Consider the following 19,911-nt stretch of genomic DNA (forward strand, 5'->3'; position numbering starts at 1 on the left):
CTCCCGCCCGACTGACGTCGGCTAGCGCGTGAGCGTGCGCACGGGCTCCGGCGCGCGCGCGGGCGCGGGCGCCGGCATCACGCTCGCGAGGTCGAGCATGCCCTCGAGCTCCCCGCCGCCCAGCCAGGCCGGCGGCGGTGCGGGCGTGGACCGTGCGGCGACGGGCCAGGGTGCCCGGGCGGCGGCGTCGTGCAGGGCCCGCCACGGCGCCGGGACCGGGCCGTGGCGCAGGAAGTACTGCAGCAGCCCCGCGGTCGCGCGCGTGTCCCCGAGCGCGGAGTGCGCGTCGAGGTGGTCGACGCCGGCCTGCTCGCAGCATGCGGCGAGCGTGCGCTGCGGCCCGGGGAGGTGGTCCCGGGCCAGCGCCTGCGTGCACAGGCACCGGTTCGCCTGGAGCGGCACGTCCATGCCGACGGCGTCGAACTCGGCGTGCAGGAAGCGCGCGTCGAAGGCCACGTTGTGCCCGACGACGAGGCGGCCGGAGAGTAGGTGGGCGAGGTAGCCCGCGATGTCGGCGAACCGCGGCGCCCGCTCGATGATCGCGGGCGTGATGCCGTGGATGTGCACGGGGCCGACGCCGCGGCCCGGGTTGAGCAGGGTCTCCCACTCGGTCTCGACGCGCCCGGCGGAGTCGAGGAGCACGACCGCGACCTCGAGGACGCGGTCGCCGGTGGCCGGGGAGAAACCTGTGGTCTCGGTGTCGAGGACCGCATAGCCGGGCATGGCGCGATCCTCGCACCGGACCCCGCCCGCCCAGCGGCCCCACGCCGTACGACGGGCAAGTCCGTGCGCCGGACGATTCGGCCGGGGCTAGCCGCGGCTCGTCAGCGGGTGAGGTCGGCCGCAGTGAGGCTGGCCGCAGTGAGGTCGGCCGGGGTGAGCTCGGTTGGGGTGCGGTCGGCCGCCACCACCCCCGCGACGGCGGCCCGGCGCCAGGAGCGCGAGACGACCAGGAGCAGAGCCGCGCTGAGGGCGACCATCGTGAACATCACCGCGGACATCGCGAGCACGGGGTCGCCGCCGAGCAGCCCCGTCAGCGGCGCGACGAGCGCGCCGATCCCGAACTGGAGCGCGCCGAGCAGGGCCGCCGCGCTCCCCGCCCGGTGAGGGTTGGCCGCGAGCGCGATCGCGGGCGCCGACGGCATCACGAAGCCCGCGGTCGCCAGGACGCCGATCACGAGCGCCGTCACCGGTACCAGCCCGCCGCCCGCAAGGGCCACGATGAGCAGCGCCGTCGCGAGCACGAGACCGGCCGCGATCGCCGCCGTGAGGATCTGCTCGGGCTCGAAGCGGCCGACCAAGGCCCCGTAGAACTGGCTCGCGATCGTGATCGCCGCCGCGCCGCCCGCGAAGACGAACCCGAACTGCTGCGCGTCGAGCCCGAAGCCGTCCTGGAACACGAACGTGGACGCCGCGACGTAGGTGAACAGAGCGGACATGTAGAACGCCGACAGCAGCGCGAGTCCGAGGAATGGCCGGTCGGTGAGCAGGTCGCGGTACGTGCGGACGGCGGCGCGGGTGCCGCCGGTGCGCCGTCGCTCGACCGGCAGCGACTCGCGCAGGGTCACGCTGGCGAGCGCGAGCAGCACGGCGCCGACGATCGCGAGGAAGCCGAAGATCATCCGCCACGACCCGAACTGCAGCAGCTGCGCGCCGATGGTCGGGGCGAGGATGGGCGCGACCCCGACCACGAGCATGAGTCGCGCTATGACCTTGGAGACCTGGATTCCGGAGTACTTGTCGCGCACGATCGCGAGCGAGAGCACCATCCCGGCGGCCGCGCTGAAGCCCTGCACGAAGCGCAGCGCCGTGAGCCAGGCGATCGAGTCGAGCGTCGTCATCGCGGCCGAGACGGCGACGTAGATCGCGAGCGCCGCGAGCAGCGGCCGGCGGCGGCCGTACGCGTCGGAGAGCGACCCGATCAGCACCTGCCCGAGGGCGAGACCGGCGAGCGAGGCGGTGAGCGTGAACTGGACCATCGCGGGCGTTGCGGACAGGTCCTGCGCGATCTCCGGGAACGCCGCGAGGTACGTGTCGAAGGTGAGGGGGCCGATCGCCGTCAGCGCGGAGAGCAGCAGGACGAAGCCGACGCCAATGCGGGTTGGGGTGGTCGGGGCGGGAACGGGTGACGGCGGCATCTCATCGGAACCACCGCCGAGGCCCCGGTTCTTCCCCCGCGTCCAGATCGTGGACAGCGCCCGGTGTCACTACCAGGACCAGCCGCGGGAGGCCAGCTCGACCTCCTCGCGGAACCGTTCGATCTCGTCCTGCGGCACGGTGGCGCGCGCGCCGCCGGCGATCGCGATCCCCGCAAGGACGCACGCCTCGATGAGCAGGGCGTCGTACGCCGCCTGGGTCGCCTTGAGGTGATGCCCGCGCGCGTACAGGCCGCCGTTGCGCTCGAGAGCCCGTACCTCCTCCGCGAGCGCCCCCAGCCGGATCTGCACGCGGAGCACCTCGAACGGGTCGGGCGCCGACCCCGGCTGCGCCTTCCCGGCCGAGCCGAGCGGCTGGCTGCGGGCCGTGGGGTCGGGGCGGACCTGAATCCCGCGCGACGTGGACCGCGACTGCTTCGTCGACCGGGACCGCGACCGCTTCGTCGACCCGGAACTCGACCGGGAACTCGACCCGGACCGGGACTGGGACCGGGACCGGGACCGCACGACGGCGCGCCCGATCAGCAGGGCGGCGGCCAGCAGCCCCGCAGCGAGCAGTCCCAGGAGAATCCAGCGCATGTGGGTGTCCTCGCCCATGAAGGTTCCTCACTCAAAGGCTAGGCGCGACCCCGGGCCATTGCCACCCCAGGGCGGCCCTACGATGGCGGCCATGGCCACCCGCGCAGTCGTGATGGGCGCGGGGCTGATCGTGATCGTGCTCGGCGGCGCGGTCGTTGCCGACCGGCTCGCCGCCGCGACCGCGCGGAACATCGCGGTGCGCGAGGTGACGGCCGCGTTCGACGAGGTCGACGGCGAGCCGGTGGTCGCCATCGACGGCTTCCCGTTCCTCACCCAGCTGCTCGCCGGGTCGCTCACCGGAGTCACCGCCAGCGTCGACGGCCTGTCCTTCGACGGCATCACGGTCACCGACGTCGAGCTCGTCGCCGCCGGGATCACGACGAGCGAGCCGTACACGGTCGACCACGCCGTCCTGACCGCGACCCTGCCGCTCGCGACCCTCGAGGACCTGATCGCCGCCCGCGCGGACGTCGACGTCACGTTAGGCGTCGACGGCTCCCGGCTCACGGCCGGCACGACGCTGCTCGGGCTCGAGGTCGCGGCGGAGCTCGAGCCGCGGGTCGCCGACGGAGGGCTGCGCGTCGACGTCGCCGGCGTCACCCTCGGCGGGTTCTCGATCGACGCCGCCGACCTTCCTGGCGGGCTCGGCGACCGGCTACGCGACCTGCGCATCCCGATCGACGGCCTGCCCGCGGGCGTCCGACTCACCGACGTGGCCGTGGTCGACGGCGGGGTTCGCCTCACGGCGACGGGCACAGACGTCGTACTCACAGCCGCGGCGGGCGCCGCCGCCACGACGTCGCAGTGGCCGAGCACGCGCTCGATGGCGGCGCGCTCCGCCGCCGTGACCCAGAGCCCATAGGTCGCCTTGACCCGCACCTGGCGCAGCACGTAACGGCAGCGGAACGGCCTGTGCGGCGGGAGCCAGGTCGCCGCGTCCGAGCCGCCCTTGGCCTGGTTCAGGTCGCCGTCGACGGCGAGGAGGTTCGCCGGATCGTTCCCGAACTCCTGCCGGACCTGCGCCGACCAGCCCTGCGCGCCCTTGCTCCACGCGTCGGACAGGGGCACGACGTGGTCGATCTGCACGAGGCTGCTCGTGCGGGCCCCGCGCTCGAACGCGATCGGCTGCCCGCCGTACGGGTCGGCGAGCGTTCCCGCGAGGACGAGGCAGCCGCCGGTGCCGGCCTTGAGGACGACACCGGTGAGGTCGCGCCGCAGGATGTCGTTGCGCGTGTCGCAGCCGTTGCCGTCGACGTCCAGCCAGGCCTGGCCGAACGCGGAGCGCTCGTAGCCCGTGCGCGGCGCGCGGCCCTTCACCGGTAGCGCGGCGAGCATCGCGCGACCGGCCGCGACGTCGTCGGCAGTGACGGGGTAGCGCGCGCCGGAGCGCGCCGCGACGAGCCCGGGGGCGGCGAGCGCCACGCCGACCGCGACCGCGACCGCCGAGACCGCGTACACGAGCGCCGCCCCGACGCGCCGGCTCGGGCGGGGCGCGGGCGCCCGGCCGGGGGCCGGGGGCCGGGCGGCGGGCGGGGTGGCGGGCCGGGCGCGAGCGGTCACCCGCCCGACGGTGGCACGGGCCGCACCGCGCGAGGCCGGCCAGATCGGCGGGCTGTGGATGGCCGGACGGCGACTCCGACCGGGTGTCGGCCCGCCGTGTCGGTCGATAGCCTGCCCCCATGGCTACCCCGCACCTGAGCGCCGAACCCGGCGACTTCGCCCCCGACGTCCTCATGCCCGGCGACCCGCGGCGCGCGCGGCACATCGCCGAGACCGTGCTCGACGACGCGCGTCTGGTCACCGAGGTGCGCGGGATCGTCGGCTACACCGGCACGTACGCGGGCCGCCCGGTCTCGGTGCTGGCCTCCGGGATGGGCGTGCCGTCGATCTCGATCTACGCGACCGAGCTCTACCGGTTCTACGGCGTGCGCCGCATCATCCGGATCGGCACGGCTGGGGGCATGTCGCCGGTGCTCGAGCTCGGCGACGTCGTGATCGTGACGGCGGCGCACACGGACTCCGCCGTCAGCGCGAACCGCATCCCGGGCATCCACTACAGCCACGCGCCGAGCTTCTCGCTCGCGGCCGCGGCGGTCGCGGCGGGTCGTGCGCCCGGGGCGGGGTCGGGTGCCGTGCACGCGGGCGCCGTGCTCACGAGCGACGTGTTCTATGCCGACCGGCCGGCCACGAACGACCTCCTGGTCAGCCACGGCACGCTCGCCGTCGAGATGGAGGCGGCGGGGCTGTACGCCGTCGCCGACGCCGAGGGCGGGCAGGCGCTCGCGATCTGCACGATCTCCGACCTGCTCTTCCGCGACGAGGCGCTGTCCGCCGCCGAGCGCGAGCTGCTGTTCGACCGGTCCGTGCAGCTCGGGCTCGCGGCGTTCGCCGCGGCCTGACGGCGCTGCCGACCGCGGGCGTCCCGGCGTCCACGGCGGCCGTTCCGGTTGCCGCCGCGGCGGCCGCGACCTACGTTGCCCAGATGGCGAGCACGCAGACCTTGGTCATCGTCGGCGCGAGCCTCGCGGGCGCGATCGCCGCGCAGACGCTGCGCCAGGAGGGCTTCGACGGGCGGGTCGTGCTCGTCGGCGCGGAGTCGCACCCTCCGTACGAGCGACCCCCGCTGTCCAAGAGCTACCTGCAGGGCTCCTCCCCGCGCGACGACGTGTTCGTGCACGCGGCGGACTGGTACACCCGCCACGACATCGAGCTCCGGCTCGGCGTGGCCGCGACCTCCCTCGACCGCGTCGCCCGCACGGTGACCCTCGCCGGCGGGGAGACGATCGCCTATGACCGGCTGCTGCTGGCGACAGGCTCGGTGCCCCGGCTCCTCGAGGTGCCGGGCGCGACGGCCGACGGCGTGCGCTACCTGCGCACGCTCGACGACAGCGAGGCCCTTCGCGCGGCGTTCGCGGGTTCGCCGCGCGTGGTGGTCATCGGTGCCGGCTGGATCGGGCTCGAGACCGCGGCGGCCGCCCGGGCCGCCGGGCTCGAGGTCACCGTGCTCGAGGCGGCCGAGCTGCCGCTGCTGCGGGTGCTCGGCCCCGAGCTGGCGCGGGTGTTCGCGGACCTGCATCGCGAGCACGGGGTGGACCTGCGGCTCGGGGCGCAGGTCACCGGCCTGCGCGTGGCGAGCGGCGGCGATTCGGCGGGCAGTGCGGGAGGTGCCGACGGGGGCGGCTCGGTCACCGGCGTCGAGCTCGGCGACGGGTCGGTCGTCCCGGCCGACCTGGTGATCGTCGGCATCGGGGTCAGCCCCGCGGTGCAGCTCGCGGCCGATGCCGGGCTCGATGCGTCCGACGGGATCCGGGTCGACGAGTACCTGCGCAGCCCGGACCCGGCCGTGTTCGCCGCCGGTGACGTCGCGAGCGCCTACCACCCGCGCATCGGGCGACACCTGCGCGTCGAGCACTGGGAGAACGCTCGCCGGCAGGGCGTCATCGCGGCGCGGTCGATGATCGGCGAGCGGGTGGCGTTCGACCGGCAGCCCTACTTCTTCACCGACCAGTACGACCTCGGGATGGAGTACGTCGGGCACGTGGGACCGGAGGGCTACGACGAGCTGGTGGTGCGGGGGGACCTCGGCAAGCGCGAGTTCATCGCCTTCTGGCTCGGCGGCGGCCGCGTGCTTGCTGGCATGAACGTCAACGTCTGGGACGTCGTCGACGATGTCGAGGCGCTCATCTCCCGAGACCGCTCGGTCGACCCGAGGCGGCTCGCCGACCTGCAGATCCCGCTCGCACAGGTGTGACCGGCGGTTATCCACAGATTGGGGACAGACCTGTTCGCGAGGTTGGTCCTCGGGCTGCTCCGCCCGCGCCGGGGTCGGACCCGTTGTCCACAGGCTGGGGATGTCCCTGTTCGCGAGGTTTGTCCGCCGGCATCGTCACGCCTGCGCACCCTGGTCACAGTCCCGGTGAAAGGGCACGATAGGTCCTGTGACACCTCGCGACGACTTGCGCCGCTGGCTTGCCGGGCGCAGCACCCACGAACTGCAGCAGACGCTGACCCTTCGCCCTGACGTGCTCTGGGGTGCGCCGATCCGCGATCTCGACGACCTGGCCGACCGGCTGGTGCACGGGATCTCGGTGTCCGCCGTCGTCGGCGATCTACCCGCACCGGCCGTGCAGGCGCTCGAGGTGCTCTGCGCGCTGGGGGCCGGCGCGACCACCGACCGAGTCGCCGCGCTCTGCGACGCGGGCGCGTCCGGGCGCAACGAGGCCGCCCATCGCGAGCACGTCGAGCGCAGCCTGCGGGTGCTCGCCGAGGGCGCGCTCGCCTGGCCGCGCCCCGACGGCAGCCTCGTGCTCAACCCCGGCGTGCACGAGGTGATCCCCTACCCGCTCGGCTTCGGTCGGCCGGCGGAGGTGGTGCTCGCCGACATTCCCGTCGCCGATCTCAAGCGGGTGCTCAAGCGCTGGGGCGTCGCGCAGCCTGGGCGGCGCAGTGAGCTGGTCGAGGCGGTCCGGACCTACCTCGCGGACGGCTCACGCGTGCGGATGCTCCTCGGGGACGCGCCGACGTCGGTCGCCCGCGTCCTGGTCGACCGGTCGCGGGAGACCGCGCAGCGGGCCCTGGCCGCGCGCGCCGACCCGGGCGGCGACGACGTCAGCTACGGCACGCTCGACTACCTCGACGACCCGATGGCGTACTCGGCGCACCAGTCCGCGGTCGCGTGGGCGCGCGAGAACGGGCTCGGGTTCTCCCCCTACTCCAGCTACTCCGGTCACGTCGAGCTGCCGTCCGAGGCGATCCTCGCGCTCGTCGGAGCCGACTTCCGTGCGCCGTTCACCCCGGTGCCGCCGGCCGTCGCCTCCGCTCCCGTCTCGCTCGAGCACGTGCGCTCCAGCTCGGCGGGCGCGATCACGGACTTCCTGGCGACGGCCATGGCCACCCTCGAGGCCATCGGCCGCTCGCCGCTGGCGGGGCTGAAGTCGGGCGGCGTCGGCGCGCGCGAGCTCGGCAAGCTCGCCAAGCGGCTCGGGGCCTCCCCGGCCCACGTGCGGCTGACCCTCGAGCTTGCGCTGTGGCTGCGACTGCTGCACCGCGACGTCGCCGGCGGGCTCGGGACCGGCCCGGTCTTCGGCGAGTGGCGGCGGCGCAGCCCGGCCGAGCGCGCGGCTGACCTGCTCACCGTGTGGTTCGGGCTCGACTACGTGCCGACGACCGACCGCGACGCCGACGGCCGGTCGCTGCCCGCGCTCGGCCGACTCGGCGGTCCCGACCAGGCGCGCGCGGTCCGCGTGCTCACGTTCACGCACCTCGCGCAGCTCGACGACGGCGTCGGGGTCACGGCCATCGAGACCCTCGCCGACAAGATCGCGTGGCGCCTGCCGATCATGATGGCCGACGGCGCGGCGCTCGACCTGCAGTCCTGTTGGACCGAGGCACAGACCTTGGGGATGATCGCGCACGGCCGGCTGAGCGACGCGGGCGCCGCGATCCTGGCCGACGACCGGTGGGGCCTGGTCGAGGCGCTCACGGTCATGCTTCCGGGCGTCGAGACGAGCGCGCTGTTCGGCTCGGACCTCACCGTGGTCGTGCCGGGCAGCCCGGACCCGGCGGTCGTCGACCTGCTGGACGCGGTCGCCGTCCGCGAGGGTCGCGGGGCGGCGAGCACATGGCGCGTGACGCCGGAGAGCCTGCGCGCGGCGCTCGACGACGGCTTCCAGGCGGACGACCTCGTGCGCCGGCTCCGCCGGCTCGCCGACGGCGAGCTCCCGCAGGCGCTCACCTACCTCATCGCGGACGTCGGGCGTCGGCACGGTCATGCGCAGGTGTGGCCCGCGGGCGCGGTGGTGCAGAGCGACGACGACGCGCTGCTGGCAGAGATCGTCGTGCACCGGGCGCTGCGCAGGCTCGGGCTGCACCGCATCGCGCCGACGGTGCTGCTGGCCGCGGCGGGGCCGGCAGAGGTGATCGCCGGCCTGCGCGCGGCGGGCTACCTGCCGCTCGAGCTCACCGGCGACGGGGAGCGGGTGATCCAGCTGCGGTCGCCGGCGCCGGAACCGGTGGGCGAGCGGGCCGTGGAGGAGTGGCCGGGGCAGCCGTCGGAGCGCGCCGCGGCCACCGGCGCGGAGCTCGGCTCCACCGGCAACGGTGCCGACCTGGGCGGCGCCGCCGAGCCGGGCCGGGACGGCGGACCGAGCAGCGGTCTCGCGGCCGGCCTCGACCAGTTCGAGTTCGACGCCCTCGGCGCGGGGTTCAGCGACGAGGACCCGGACGACGTGCTGCGGCAGTGGATCGTCGAGTTCGCGACCGAGGGTATCGGCGGTGCGATCGACGACGGAACGATCGGCGGTGGCGCGATCGACGACGGCGCGGCGCGGTTCGGCGGGTCGCTCGGCGACCCCGGGGCCGGCCCGGGTCAGGAGACGGCTGCGCAGGTGGCCGAGCGACTGACGGGCGGGGTGCTGCCGCCCCAGGCCGAGCGCGCGAGCGTGCTCGAGCGCCGGATCGAGCTGGCCGCCCCGCGGCTGTCGGCCGACGAGGTGCGGCAGCTCGCGCACGCGGTGGCTCACGGGGAACCGGTCAAGATCGTCTACCGGTCGTCCTCGGGCGGGCTGACCGTGCGGATCGTCTCGAGCCTGAGCCTCGAGCCCGGCCACCTCGTCGGCTGGTGCCACCTGCGTCAGGACGAGCGGACGTTCGCCCTGACGAGCATCCAGGCGGTCACCCCGGCCCCGCCGCCCGGCTAAGGGCGGGCGCGCTCCCGGCTCAGCCGCTATTGCGCGCAGCCGCTGTGGCGCGCAGCCGCTATGGCGCGCACAGCCCGATGAACGCGCCGAGCTCCTCGAGGCCGCCCGGCTGCGTGGGGAGGTAGTCCGTGAGCGCGCGCGAGCGCACGATGATGGCGCCCCACTTGCCCCGGGACACGGCGACGTTCAGCCGGTTGCGCGAGAGCAGGAACTCCATCCCGCGCGGCACGTCCTCGGCCGACGACGCCGCCGTCGTCAGGATGACCATCGGTGCCTCCTGACCCTGGAACTTGTCCACCGTGCCGACCCGGGCACCGCCGAGGCCCGCAGCGGCGAGGGCGCGCTGCACGGTCCAGACCTGGGCGTTGTAGGCCGCGACGACGACGACGTCGCTCGCCTCGAGCAGCCGGTCCTCGCCGCCGGCCGCAGTCGCGCCCGCACCCGCACCCGCAGGGTCACTCCAGCGCCGCCCGACCAGCTGCCGGACCTGCCGTACGACGTCCGCCGCCTCCTCGATCGAGGCGACCGCGTTGCCCGCGTGCTCGACGAGCACCGTCGTGATGCCCGGCGGCACCCCCTCGAGCTGGCGCAGCGCCGTCGACGGCATGCTCGTGAGCCGGCCCTCGTACGCGAGCCGCGAGACCGCGGCGCACAGTGCCGGGTGCATGCGCCAGGTGTGGGCGAGGAAGTAGCCGAGCCCGGGCGGGAGGGTCTCGTGACCGTCGGCGAGCCAGCCCAGCGCCGAGCGGTCGACGGGCTCGGGGTGCCGACCCTGGCTGACCTGGGGCAGCTGCTGCGGGTCGCCGAGCAGGAGCAGGTTCCGGGCCGCAGCGCTGACGGCGATGGTGTTGGCGAGGCAGAACTGGCCGGCCTCGTCGATCACGAGCAGGTCGAGCCTCGTCGAGGGCAGCCGCTGGGCGTTGGTGAAGTCCCAGGCCGTGCCGCCGACGACGAAGCCGCCCGGCTGGGTCGCGTAGAACGCGGCGAAGGCGGCGGTGTCCTTGAGGGGGCGCCACGGCGCCGCCGGCAGTGCGGCCGGCGCGGGTGCGCCCGCGGCCAGCTTCTTGCCGATCTGTTCGGGCGGCACGCCGGCCGCACCGACCGCGGTCAGCATGTTCTCCACGACGGCATGGGACTGCGCGACGACGCCGATGCGCCAGCCCCGCGCGACGAGCTCGGCGATCACCCGCGAGCCGGCGTAGGTCTTGCCAGTCCCGGGCGGACCCTGCACCGCGAGGTAGGAGTCGTCGAGGGCGAGCAGCCCGGCGGTGATCGCGTCGATGGCGGCGCGCGGCCCGGTGCCTACGGCCGGCAGCGGCCGACCGTCACGGGTGCGCGGCGGGACGCGCCGCATCAGGTCGAGCGCCGGCTGGTCGGGAAGGCGCGGTGCGCCGGGGGCGGCGGCGAGCTTGCCCAGTACCTCGGTCGCGAACTCCTCGATCGCGGCGTGGATGGTCGCGGTGGACGGCCCCGCGCAGGGACCGAGCGCCATCGGCAGGGCCTCGAACGGGGTGCCGCCGCGGGGCAGCTTCTCCTCGATCTCGAGCACGCTCTGCTCGGTGTCCGTGGGCCGCACGGACAGCACTGTGGCACCCGCCAGCCAGCCGCGGACTCCGTTCTCCGAGGTCTTCGCGCAGCCGGGGATCGGGGCCTCGTACAGCGCGTAGACCTCGGCGCCGGCGCGCACGTCGCTGCCGGGCTCGAGCCGGCCGGTCAGCCGCAGCCGGCGTCGCGGGTTCTTGCGCGTCCCCGCGGGAACGGCCCAGCCGTCGAGCACCTCGACGCGGTCGACGACGAGCGTGCCCCGCGCCTCGGTCCACTCGGAAGGATCGCTGGCGAGCCGGTCGAAGTGCGCCCACCAGAAGGGCTTGTCCTCGCGCCAGTGGTACCCGAGCGCGGCGCTGAGCAGCGCGACGGCCTGCTCGTCGGCGGTGCGAGCGCTCGCGGGCCCCGCACCGGCGAACGCGAGCAGCGCCTCGGCGAGGGCGTCGTGCTCGGGCGCGTCGGCGTCGTCGGTGGGCGGCACCTCGGTGGCGGGCAGGGCGCGCCGGGGGACGACGCCGCTCTCGGCCGCGCGGGCCAGCAGCCAGTCGCGCAGGCGCAGGGTGGACAGGCAGTCGTAGGCGTTGTAGTCGGCGATGCGCTGCAGCCGGGCGGCGAACCCGTCCGGGCCATCCAGGTCGCCGGCGTCGCGGACGTCGCAGGCCTGCGCGTACTCGACGATCGACGCGCTCGCGTCGGTGACCCCGCCGGCGCGGGCGCTCGGCATGTACAGCGGCTCGAGCTTCTTGATCGAGTACGACTCCTGCCCGACGCGCAGGCTCGCGCGGACGGTCGCGTAGAGGTCGACCAGGACGCCGGACCTCAGCAGGTCGTCGACGAGGTTCTCGCCGACGCCGTGCCGCCCGGCGAGGCGCAGCAGCGCGGTCCGCTCGTACGGGGCGTAGTGGTAGACGTGCAGATTCGGGTGCACGGCCCGGCGCGCGTCGACGTAGGCGAGGAAGTCGACGAGAGTCTGCTTCTCCTGCGCGCGATCGTGGGCCCAGAAGGGGCGGAACACGGGTTCGCCCCCGGGCTCGTGGGGGTGCTCGACGACTCCGAAGAGGTACTCGAGCCCCCAGTCCGTCGAGCCGTCCTCGGCCCAGAGCGGGTCGCCCTCGAAGTCGAAGAAGATGTCGCCCGGATCCGGCGCCGGCAGGGCGCCGACGACCTCGGGCGCGAACAGGTCGAAGGCCACCTCGCCCGCGGGCCGTGCGCCCTGAAGGACCTGGAGCCGGGCCTGTGCGCGCAGCTTCTCGAGGGCCCCCGCGCCGACGCCGTCGACGTCGCCCTCGCTGGTGGCGAACGCCTCGATCGTGCGGATCCCCGCGCCGAGCAGGCGCGCGCGCTGCGTGCCGCGCAGGCCGGCGACGAGCAGGACGTCCCGCGTGCGGGCGACCTCGGGCGAGCAGGCCTCGCAGCGGCCGCAGGCGCGGTAGCGCGGGTCACCCCACGCGACGGGTGCGGGCTCGGCGAGGTGGGTGTCGAGCATCGCCTGCAGGCGCGCGCGGCGGTCCCGGTACACGGGGAGGAGGTCGACGAGGCGGTGGCTCGTCGTGCTCGCGTCGCCGAGGATGAGGTGGACGTGCTCGGCCGGCGTCACGCCCGCCGCGACCAGCTGGTCGGCATAGGCGGCGAGTTGCAAGAGCGCGGTGACCTTCGCGTGCCGCGCGAGCTTCGTGTCGTAGACGGCGTAGACCGGCGCCGCCCCGGCGGCGCCCTCGCGGACGAGGAAGTCGGCCCACCCGCCGAACCGGCCGTCGAAGAAGCCCGCCTGGAAGACGACGTCGGCCCCCGCGCGCAGGGCCGCGACGGTCTCGGCGTGCTTGGCCTCGAGGGCGGCGCGGTCCGTCGCGTGCCCCCGGTCGGGCCGCTGGATCTCGACGACCCCAGTTCCGGCGCGGGGGTCCCACGGGCCGTACTGGTCGCGGTACCGCTGGAGGACGCGCTTCTCGTGCGCGTCGCCGAGCTGCGCGGTGCGGGCGAGCATCGCGTCGGGGGTCGGGTCGGGACGCTCGATCCGACCGAGCCGGACGTCCATGCCGCGCAGCACCGCGAACTCGCAGGCGGCGGCACTCGCGAGGTCGCTCGCGCTGTAGACGGGTGCGCCGTCGGCGAGAAGGAACATGACGCGAGGCTACTCAGCGCATCTGACACGTCTCGGCGGCCCGCGTTGGCCCTACCCGTCACACCCGCTGCCGACGTTGCCGCCACCCACGTCGCCGCCGGCGTACACGCGCTCGGCCCGCTCCCGCCCGAGGTTCCACTCCGCGAGCGCCTGCACCGGCGCGACGTCCTCGATTCCGTCCGCACCGACCCCGCCCGCGCCGGCCTCGTCCTCGAACCTGTACCCGCCCCCCGCCAGGAGGCAGGACCGCATCGGCTCGTCCAGCTGGTCGAGGGTCGGCGCGGCATCGGCCGAGAGACCGCGCAGGTAGAAGACGTCGAGCCCGGTCTCGGGCACGTTCGTGGTGTTGTGCCGCGCGATCAGCGCATCCGGGTTGGCGAGCGCGAGCGCGAGCATCGCCACCGCGACGACCTGCACGACGGCCCGGGGCAGCCAGCGCGCCCGCCACCGCACCCCGGCGACGAGCACGAGCACCAGCACGACGGCGAGCACCACCTCGACGACCTCGACGAACAGCCGGAGTCGCGTGAGCCCGAACGCGTCGACGTACAGGCCCATCCGACGCAGCGCGGACGCGACGACGCCGAGCGTCCCGAGGCACAGCACCGCGAGCGCGATCCTGGTGACCAGCCGCTCGCGCGCGTCCGCCCGGGGCGCGTGCCGCGCGGCGACCGCCACCACGAGCAGCGTGAGCGCCGTGACGACCACGAGCTGCGCGAACCCCTCCCGGGCGTACTGGGCGTACGAGAGGCCGACCGTCTCCAGCACGTGCCGGTGCCCGCCGATCAGCCCGCCGACCTGGACGGCGACGAACGCCAGCACCAGCGCGTCGAGCGCCGCGACGGGGAGCAGCCACTCGCCGAGCCGGGCCGGGCGCCCGGCGGGCACCGTCACGCCCGACCAGGCCGGCGGCGCGACCGCCAGCTGCGCGATCGCGGCGGCCAAGGCCGCGAGGACGCCGGCGACGACCACCTGGGCGGGCAGCACGTCCACGTCGATCGTGGGCACGTAGCTCGCGAACACCCTGTCCGCGCTCGCGAAGAGCACCCCGAACACCGCGAGCAGCACGACCGTCACCCCGACGCTGCGCACCGCGAGCAGGACCTGCGCGCGCCGCGCCCCTGCGAGCCGCCCGGCGCCGTGCACGAGCCAGCGCACCGCGCGCGCGAGCCCGGCGAGGCTGGTCAGGCCCCCGAGCACGACCGCCGGACCCGACCGCGCCGACGTCGCCGCGACCGCCCCGATCGCCGTCGCCGTCGCGAGGCACAACCCGACGACCCAGTCGGCGTCGCGCACGGCCACCATCGCGACGAGGGCGACCGCGAGCGCCGCCGTGACCAGCTCGCCGGCTGCCCGGCGCCGGATCAGAGCCCGCACCGCCGGCGCCCACAGAAGCAGCCCGACGAGCGCCGCGCCCAGCCCGAGCCGGTGCCCGACCAGCAGCCAGGCGCCGACGACGCCGACGCTCGCGTAGGCGGCGAGCGCGAGCGGCGCCACGGGCTCGCGGTGCGCATCCCAGAAGCTCGCCAGGACGCCGACGGACGAGCCGGGCGGTCGCTGCGCCGTCGCGCTCGTCGGCGCACGATCCGGGCCGCCGCTCGGCGTCGGTGCTGGTGACGAGGGGGGCCGCGGCGTTCCTGAGAGGGACATGTGAGCCACCGTAGGCAGGGACCGACCCCGCGCACCCGGCGCCCGCGGGCGGGATCGGTGCAGGTCATGTGCAGGGCAGTGCCGATTCGGTGAACCTCGGCGGATCGAGGGCGGAGCTGCGCCACCCACCCTCGCGAGCGCTACCGTTCGTGCATACCGACGAGGAGGTCAGACATGTCCGCTGGGGACTCGGCGGAGGCCGAGGGGCGCCGCCAGCTCGCGCTCGCGGATGCGCACACTCTGGCCGCCTCCCGGGCTCGGCACGCGGCCTCGCGGTACGACCTCGCCGCCAGCACCGAGCGGCGCACCGTCACGGCGCTCGCCGCGCTCGCGGCGGCCGGCCACCACCTCCTGCCCGACCGAGGGTGGCCCGGCAGCCGGACCGCCCAGGTCGACCTCGTCGTCGTCGGCCCCGGCGGGGTCTTCATCGTGGACACCAAGGCCTGGGCCGACGTCACGATCGACCGCGAGCGCGTGTACCGCGGGCAGGCGGACGTGACCGACGACCTGATGGCGCTCGCGGACCTCGCGTACACGGCCGAGGCGGGCTTCGCGGAGGTCGGGCTCGCGCCGGGCGAGGTGCGGCCCGTCGTCGTCCTCGCGGGCCGCCGTGGGGTCGACGAGCGCGTCGGGCCGTTGCGCGTCGTCGGCGAGCGCGACGTCCTGCGGCACATCGCGTCGTTCGGCCGCCGGCTCACGCAGGCCCAGATCGACGTCGTCCTCGCGCGGGCGCTCACGCTGTTCCCGCAGGTGGGTCCGCCGTCGCCGGTGAACGTCGCCGTCGCCGAGCCGGTGCTGTCGCCGCGAGCGGCGGTGGAGCCGGACGCGCTCCTGACGAGAGACGAGGTCGACGCGGCGCAGCTCGAGGCGATCCTCGCCGCGCCCATCGAGGACTGGATGACGTTCCTGCGGCCGGCGCAGGCCAAGCTGGTCCGGCGCAGCTTCAACGGCCCGGCCCGGATCCGGGGCGCGGCGGGCACCGGCAAGACCGTCGTCGGCCTGCACCGCGCTGCCTATCTCGCGCGGTCCCGCCCGGGCACGGTGCTCGTGACGACGTTCGTGCGGACCCTGCCGCAGGTGCTCCGCCAGCTGCTTGCGCGGCTGGCGCCCGACGTCGTCGACAAGATCGAGTTCGCGAGCGTGCACGGCTTCGCGCGGCGCCTGCTGAGCGAGCGCGGCGTGCGCGTGCAGCTGGAGCCGGTGCAGGCCGCGAACGCGATGGAGCGCGCGTGGAACGACGTCGGGCGTGACGGGCCGCTGGCCGGGACCGGCCTCGACCGCTCGTACTGGGAGGACGAGATCACCCACGTCCTCAAGGGGCGCGGGATCACGAGGTTCGACGACTACGCGAACCTCGCCCGGACGGGGCGGCGCCACCGGCTCCCGCTCGAGCTGCGCACCGCGGTCTGGGAGCTCTACCTCGCGTACGACCGCGACCTGCGCGCGCACGGCTGCCACGACTACGCGGATCTCATCCTGCTCGCCGAGGCCGAGCTCCGGCGCGAGCCCCTGGCCGTCCCGTACTCGGCCGTCATCGTCGACGAGGCGCAGGACCTCTCGTGCGCGATGATCCGCCTGCTGCACGGCCTGGTCGGGGACGCGCACGACGGGCTCACCCTCATCGGCGACGGCCAGCAGGCCATCTACCCCGGCGGGTACACGCTCGCCGAGGCGGGGGTCTCGCTCGCCGGCCGCGGGGTGGTGCTGGACGTCAACTACCGCAACACCGCGCAGATCATGGCGTTCGCGGCCAAGCTCGTCGCGGGCGACGAGTTCGCCGACATCGAGGGTGTGCCCTCGTACGGCGACGTGCCGGGGCGCATCGCGCGGAACGGGCCGAAGCCGCACGTCGAGCACTGCGTCAGCTGGCGGGCTCGTGAGGTGCTGCTCGTCGAGCGGGTGCGATCGGTGATCGAGAACGTCGGCACGGGCCTCGGCGACGTCGGGGTCCTGTGCGCGACGACGACCGGCGTCAGCCGCGCCGTCGCCGCGCTCGGCCGGGCCGGGATCGCCGTGCAGCCGCTCGCGGACTACGACGGCGCGCGCGGCGCGGCCGTCAAGGTCGGCACCATCAAGCGCGCCAAGGGGCTCGAGTTCAAGCAGGTGCTGCTCGCCGACGTCCAGGAGAACTGGGTCGCGGACGGCGTCGTGCCGGCCGAGGGCGCCGAGCGCGAGCGCTGGGAGCTGCGCCGGCGCGAGCTGTACGTCGCGATGACCCGCGCCCGCGACGGGCTGTGGGTCGGGATCGTCTAGCCCGCGCCGCCCAAGGCGAGGTGCGCGCTCGGAGCGCAGGCCGACGCGCGGGTCACGCCTTCTCCGGCGCCGTCCCGAGCACCTGATCCACCGCGAACCGCCGATGCGAGTCCGCGAGCTTCGCCCGCGTCGCCCCCGCGATGTCCACCCCGAGCACGTCCGCCAGCCGCAGCAGGTACACGAGCACGTCGGCGATCTCCTCCCCGGCCCGCTGCCGCCGGGCCGGGTCCGCGAACCGCGAGACCGCGCCGTCGGCGGGGATCCACTGGAACAGCTCGGCCAGCTCGCCCACCTCGCCCATGAGCGCGAGGATCAGCGACTTCGGGTCGTGGAACTGCTCCCAGTCGCGCTCGGCGCTGAACTCGCGCACGAGCCGCGTCAGCTCGGCGAGCTCGGGCTCAGCCGTGGGTGTCTGCGGATCTCTGTCCATCGCGCCACCCTGGCACACCCGTGCGTTGCCACCCGCCCACCGTCAGCCCTCGTCCGCCGCCTGGCGAGTGTGGGCGTTCTGCTCTCGAGTGCGCTCGTGTGCGCAATCTGCTGGTTCCAGCCCCGATCAGGGGACCGATTGGCCACACCCGAGCCGCAGGGAGCAGAACGCCCACACGTGCGCGCCCGCACGCGGGGTCAGCGGGACTGGAGCGCGTCCAGCGCGACCGCCATCGCGGCGGCGACGCGCGAGTCGAGGGCGCCGTCGGGCACGGTGATCACGTACTTGTCGCGCAGCGAGTGCCGGCGCTCGGACGTCATGACCACGCGGCCGGCGCCGTCGGTGAAGTCGAAGTGGAAGACGAAGGGCAGCGGGAACTCGCCGATGATCGGGATGAGCTCCCAGACTCGGCGCAGCAGGGCGATGGCGTAGTTGCGCTCCTGCCCGACGGCGCTGACCCCCGGGGCGTTCAGGTCCCACGTCGAGCGCAGCAGGGACTTGCCGAAGTCCTTGTGGAACGAGCCGATCGGCAGGCCCGCGGCATCCGTGACGTCGTAGGTCGCGCCGAGGTCAAGGCGCTGGCGGGCCTTGAACGAGAACACGGGGGTCTGCCGGTCCTCGCCCGTGTAGAACGTGACCTGCTCCTTGAACGCCATGCGCTTCTGCTGCGCGTACGCGAGCAGCTCGCCGGGCTCGTTGTTCGGGCCGAGCGCACGGATCTCGTACCGGTTCACCATCAGCGTGATCGTCTGCATGACGCCGAACCGCGTGATTCCAACCAGACCCTGCACGCTCATGGTGCCCCCTTGTCGCTGCTGAGGGGGCTGATGCTGTCACGCCGGTGCGGGACGGCGGGTGCGCTTGGGCGCGGCAGTCGAGTGACGTCAGCGGTCCGCGCATGAGGCCAGCCTTTCCTGGCACAGGAACCTCTCAGGAGGTCCCCAGGGATCCGGCAGGAGGAGGCGAGAACCTTCTGTTCTCGGGTCGCAGCGCGTCGTTCGCGGCCCACCGACCGTGCGCCCGGCCAGGCAACGCCATCGAAACGGAGAGCTCGCATGAGTGCCGCCGTCATCTCGAATCAGCCGTCCCTCGCCGCCGCCCCGCGGCCGCTGCACGGTCCAGTGCGTCGTACGTGGTGGAGCGGGGCCGTGGGGCTCGCCGTGTGGGCGTGCCTGCTGTTCGTGGTCGCGCTGTGGGTGTCGAACTCCGGCGTCCAGGCGCTCGGCCAGGGCCTGGGTTCGGCGCTGACCTCGACCGGGCGCCTGACGGGGCTGGTGAGCTCGGCCCTGCTGCTGGTGCAGGTGATCGCGATGGCGCGCGTCCCGTGGATCGAGCGGGCGTTGGGCCAGGATCGGCTGGCGCACTGGCACCGCCTGGTCGGGTTCACCTCGTTCAACCTGATGCTTGCGCACATCCTGCTGATCACGCTCGGCTACGCCTCGCTCGCCCAGACCGGGGCGCTGGGGGAGCTCTGGTCCCTGGTGACCACGGCGCCTGGCATGCTGCTCGCGGCCGCCGGCACCGTGTGCCTCGTCATGATCGTCGTCACCTCGATCCGGGCCGCGCGACGCCGGTTGCGCTACGAGTCGTGGCACCTGCTGCACCTGTACGCGTACCTCGGCGCGGGCCTGGCGCTGCCGCACCAACTCTGGACCGGCACCGACTTCCTCTTCTCGCCGTGGGCGACCGCGTTCTGGTGGGCGCTGTACGCGGCGGCGCTTGCGTCCGTGCTCGTCTACCGGGTCGCCGTGCCGCTCGCGGCGTCCCGCCGGCAGCGGCTGGTGGTCAGCCGCGTCGTGCCCGAGGGGCCCGGCGTCGTCACCGTGTACCTGACGGGCCGGCGCGTCGCGACGCTGCGCGTCAGCGCCGGGCAGTTCTTCGTCTGGCGGTTCAAGACGGGCACGGGCTGGACCCGCGGCCACCCGCTGTCGCTCTCCGCCGCGCCGACGAGCGCCGGCCTGCGCGTGACGATCGGCACGCACGGCGACGACGGCGCGCGGCTCGCGTCGATCACCGTCGGCACCCCGGTGCTGATCGAGGGCCCCTACGGTCGGCTCACCGCCGACACGCGGGTGCGCCCACGGCTGGTGGTGTTCGCGGCGGGGCTGGGGATCGCGCCGCTGCTCGCCCTGCTGCAGGAGGCGGCCGGCGACCGCCTGCCGGCCACCCTGGTGTACCGCGCTCGCTCGGCGGACGAGCTCGCCCTGCGCGCCGACGTCGAGCAGCTCGCCGCGACCTCGGGCCTGCGGGTCATCGAGCTGCTCGGCTCGCGCAGCCGGATCGGGGCGAGCTGGCTGCCCGCGCAGTTCGGCCACGTGCCCGGTCCAGAGGCGGTCCGCCGGTTGATCCCCGACCTGCCGGACCACGACGTCTTCGTCTGCGGGCCAGCGCCGTGGGCGCGGGCCGTCGTCGCCGACCTTCGCGCGGCTGGCGTGGCCCCGGAGGCGATCCACCTGGAGCTGTTCGCCCTCGAGTAGC

Annotated in this window: 13 protein-coding genes and 1 pseudogene; 6 read left to right on the plus strand and 8 right to left on the minus strand. The window is 74.7% G+C overall.

The window, feature by feature from the left end:
* Positions 1-21: 21 nt before the first annotated feature.
* The 3 genes from J4E96_RS00295 to J4E96_RS00305 all read right to left on the minus strand — a co-directional run bounded on the left by J4E96_RS00295 (position 22) and on the right by J4E96_RS00305 (position 2,753).
* Positions 22-723 carry a 3'-5' exonuclease gene (locus J4E96_RS00295; protein ID WP_227423843.1) on the minus strand — a complete coding sequence of 234 codons (702 nt, stop codon included), beginning with the start codon at positions 721-723 and terminating at the stop codon, positions 22-24.
* A gap of 101 nt (positions 724-824) precedes the next feature.
* A complete protein-coding gene (locus J4E96_RS00300; protein ID WP_227423844.1) occupies positions 825-2,138 on the minus strand; it encodes a multidrug effflux MFS transporter in 1,314 nt (437 codons plus the stop codon).
* Positions 2,139-2,207: 69 nt separating this feature from the next.
* Entirely contained in the window at positions 2,208-2,753 is a 546-nt protein-coding gene (locus tag J4E96_RS00305) for a hypothetical protein (RefSeq protein ID WP_227423845.1), read from the minus strand.
* A gap of 73 nt (positions 2,754-2,826) precedes the next feature.
* Here J4E96_RS00305 and J4E96_RS00310 point away from each other — a divergent pair, with 73 nt between their 5' ends.
* Positions 2,827-3,597 carry an LmeA family phospholipid-binding protein gene (locus tag J4E96_RS00310; RefSeq protein WP_227423846.1) on the plus strand — a complete coding sequence of 257 codons (771 nt, stop codon included), beginning with the start codon at positions 2,827-2,829 and terminating at the stop codon, positions 3,595-3,597.
* A 20-nt stretch (positions 3,598-3,617) separates the two neighbouring features.
* On the opposite strand, the pseudogene J4E96_RS00315 reads toward J4E96_RS00310, so the two are convergent.
* Positions 3,618-4,070, minus strand: a pseudogene (locus J4E96_RS00315) (HNH endonuclease family protein); the annotation flags it as partial.
* Between the two features lie 344 nt (positions 4,071-4,414).
* On the opposite strand from J4E96_RS00315, the gene J4E96_RS00320 reads away from it, so the two are divergent.
* The 3 genes from J4E96_RS00320 (at position 4,415) to J4E96_RS00330 (ending at position 9,433) form a co-directional block, all read left to right on the plus strand.
* Positions 4,415-5,134 (plus strand): purine-nucleoside phosphorylase, encoded by a 720-nt coding sequence (locus J4E96_RS00320; RefSeq protein ID WP_227423847.1) that lies wholly within the window; start codon positions 4,415-4,417, stop codon positions 5,132-5,134.
* An 83-nt stretch (positions 5,135-5,217) separates the two neighbouring features.
* Positions 5,218-6,486 (plus strand): NAD(P)/FAD-dependent oxidoreductase, encoded by a 1,269-nt coding sequence (locus tag J4E96_RS00325; protein WP_227423848.1) that lies wholly within the window; start codon positions 5,218-5,220, stop codon positions 6,484-6,486.
* A gap of 187 nt (positions 6,487-6,673) precedes the next feature.
* A complete protein-coding gene (locus J4E96_RS00330) occupies positions 6,674-9,433 on the plus strand; it encodes a helicase C-terminal domain-containing protein (protein WP_227423849.1) in 2,760 nt (919 codons plus the stop codon).
* 58 nt (positions 9,434-9,491) lie between these two features.
* Here the strand turns inward: J4E96_RS00330 and J4E96_RS00335 are convergent, their stop codons facing one another.
* Together J4E96_RS00335 and J4E96_RS00340 are read right to left on the minus strand one after the other, a co-directional pair.
* Positions 9,492-13,100, minus strand: coding sequence for a TM0106 family RecB-like putative nuclease (locus J4E96_RS00335; protein ID WP_227423850.1), 3,609 nt, complete (start codon positions 13,098-13,100; stop codon positions 9,492-9,494).
* 51 nt (positions 13,101-13,151) lie between these two features.
* A complete protein-coding gene (locus tag J4E96_RS00340; RefSeq protein WP_227423851.1) occupies positions 13,152-14,750 on the minus strand; it encodes a DUF4153 domain-containing protein in 1,599 nt (532 codons plus the stop codon).
* A 174-nt stretch (positions 14,751-14,924) separates the two neighbouring features.
* On the opposite strand from J4E96_RS00340, the gene J4E96_RS00345 reads away from it, so the two are divergent.
* Positions 14,925-17,003: a nuclease-related domain-containing DEAD/DEAH box helicase gene (locus J4E96_RS00345; protein ID WP_227423852.1), complete on the plus strand. Its 2,079-nt coding sequence runs from the start codon at positions 14,925-14,927 to the stop codon at positions 17,001-17,003.
* Between the two features lie 52 nt (positions 17,004-17,055).
* On the opposite strand, the gene J4E96_RS00350 is transcribed toward J4E96_RS00345, so the two are convergent.
* Together J4E96_RS00350 and J4E96_RS00355 are read right to left on the minus strand one after the other, a co-directional pair.
* On the minus strand, positions 17,056-17,433 hold the full coding sequence (locus J4E96_RS00350; RefSeq protein ID WP_227423853.1) for a nucleotide pyrophosphohydrolase: 378 nt from the start codon (positions 17,431-17,433) through the stop codon (positions 17,056-17,058).
* A gap of 197 nt (positions 17,434-17,630) precedes the next feature.
* On the minus strand, positions 17,631-18,230 hold the full coding sequence (locus J4E96_RS00355) for an LURP-one-related/scramblase family protein (protein ID WP_227423854.1): 600 nt from the start codon (positions 18,228-18,230) through the stop codon (positions 17,631-17,633).
* A gap of 258 nt (positions 18,231-18,488) precedes the next feature.
* Here J4E96_RS00355 and J4E96_RS20135 point away from each other — a divergent pair, with 258 nt between their 5' ends.
* On the plus strand, positions 18,489-19,910 hold the full coding sequence (locus J4E96_RS20135) for a ferredoxin reductase family protein (protein ID WP_264466177.1): 1,422 nt from the start codon (positions 18,489-18,491) through the stop codon (positions 19,908-19,910).
* The last annotated feature ends 1 nt before the right edge of the window (position 19,911 follow it).

This window comes from Pengzhenrongella sicca (assembly GCF_017569225.1).
Lineage (GTDB): Bacteria > Actinomycetota > Actinomycetes > Actinomycetales > Cellulomonadaceae > Pengzhenrongella > Pengzhenrongella sicca.

Bases quoted from the DNA above. Each gene is read 5' to 3' on its own strand.
- J4E96_RS00310 (WP_227423846.1), top strand. From the start codon at position 2,827: ATGGCCACCCGCGCAGTCGTGATGGGCGCGGGGCTGATCGTGATCGTG.
- J4E96_RS00340 (WP_227423851.1), bottom strand. From the start codon at position 14,750: ATGTCCCTCTCAGGAACGCCGCGGCCCCCCTCGTCACCAGCACCGACG.
- J4E96_RS00305 (WP_227423845.1), bottom strand. From the start codon at position 2,753: ATGGGCGAGGACACCCACATGCGCTGGATTCTCCTGGGACTGCTCGCT.
- J4E96_RS00350 (WP_227423853.1), bottom strand. From the start codon at position 17,433: ATGGACAGAGATCCGCAGACACCCACGGCTGAGCCCGAGCTCGCCGAG.
- J4E96_RS00325 (WP_227423848.1), top strand. From the start codon at position 5,218: ATGGCGAGCACGCAGACCTTGGTCATCGTCGGCGCGAGCCTCGCGGGC.
- J4E96_RS00295 (WP_227423843.1), bottom strand. From the start codon at position 723: ATGCCCGGCTATGCGGTCCTCGACACCGAGACCACAGGTTTCTCCCCG.
- J4E96_RS00300 (WP_227423844.1), bottom strand. From the start codon at position 2,138: ATGCCGCCGTCACCCGTTCCCGCCCCGACCACCCCAACCCGCATTGGC.
- J4E96_RS20135 (WP_264466177.1), top strand. From the start codon at position 18,489: ATGAGTGCCGCCGTCATCTCGAATCAGCCGTCCCTCGCCGCCGCCCCG.
- J4E96_RS00320 (WP_227423847.1), top strand. From the start codon at position 4,415: ATGGCTACCCCGCACCTGAGCGCCGAACCCGGCGACTTCGCCCCCGAC.
- J4E96_RS00345 (WP_227423852.1), top strand. From the start codon at position 14,925: ATGTCCGCTGGGGACTCGGCGGAGGCCGAGGGGCGCCGCCAGCTCGCG.
- J4E96_RS00335 (WP_227423850.1), bottom strand. From the start codon at position 13,100: ATGTTCCTTCTCGCCGACGGCGCACCCGTCTACAGCGCGAGCGACCTC.
- J4E96_RS00355 (WP_227423854.1), bottom strand. From the start codon at position 18,230: ATGAGCGTGCAGGGTCTGGTTGGAATCACGCGGTTCGGCGTCATGCAG.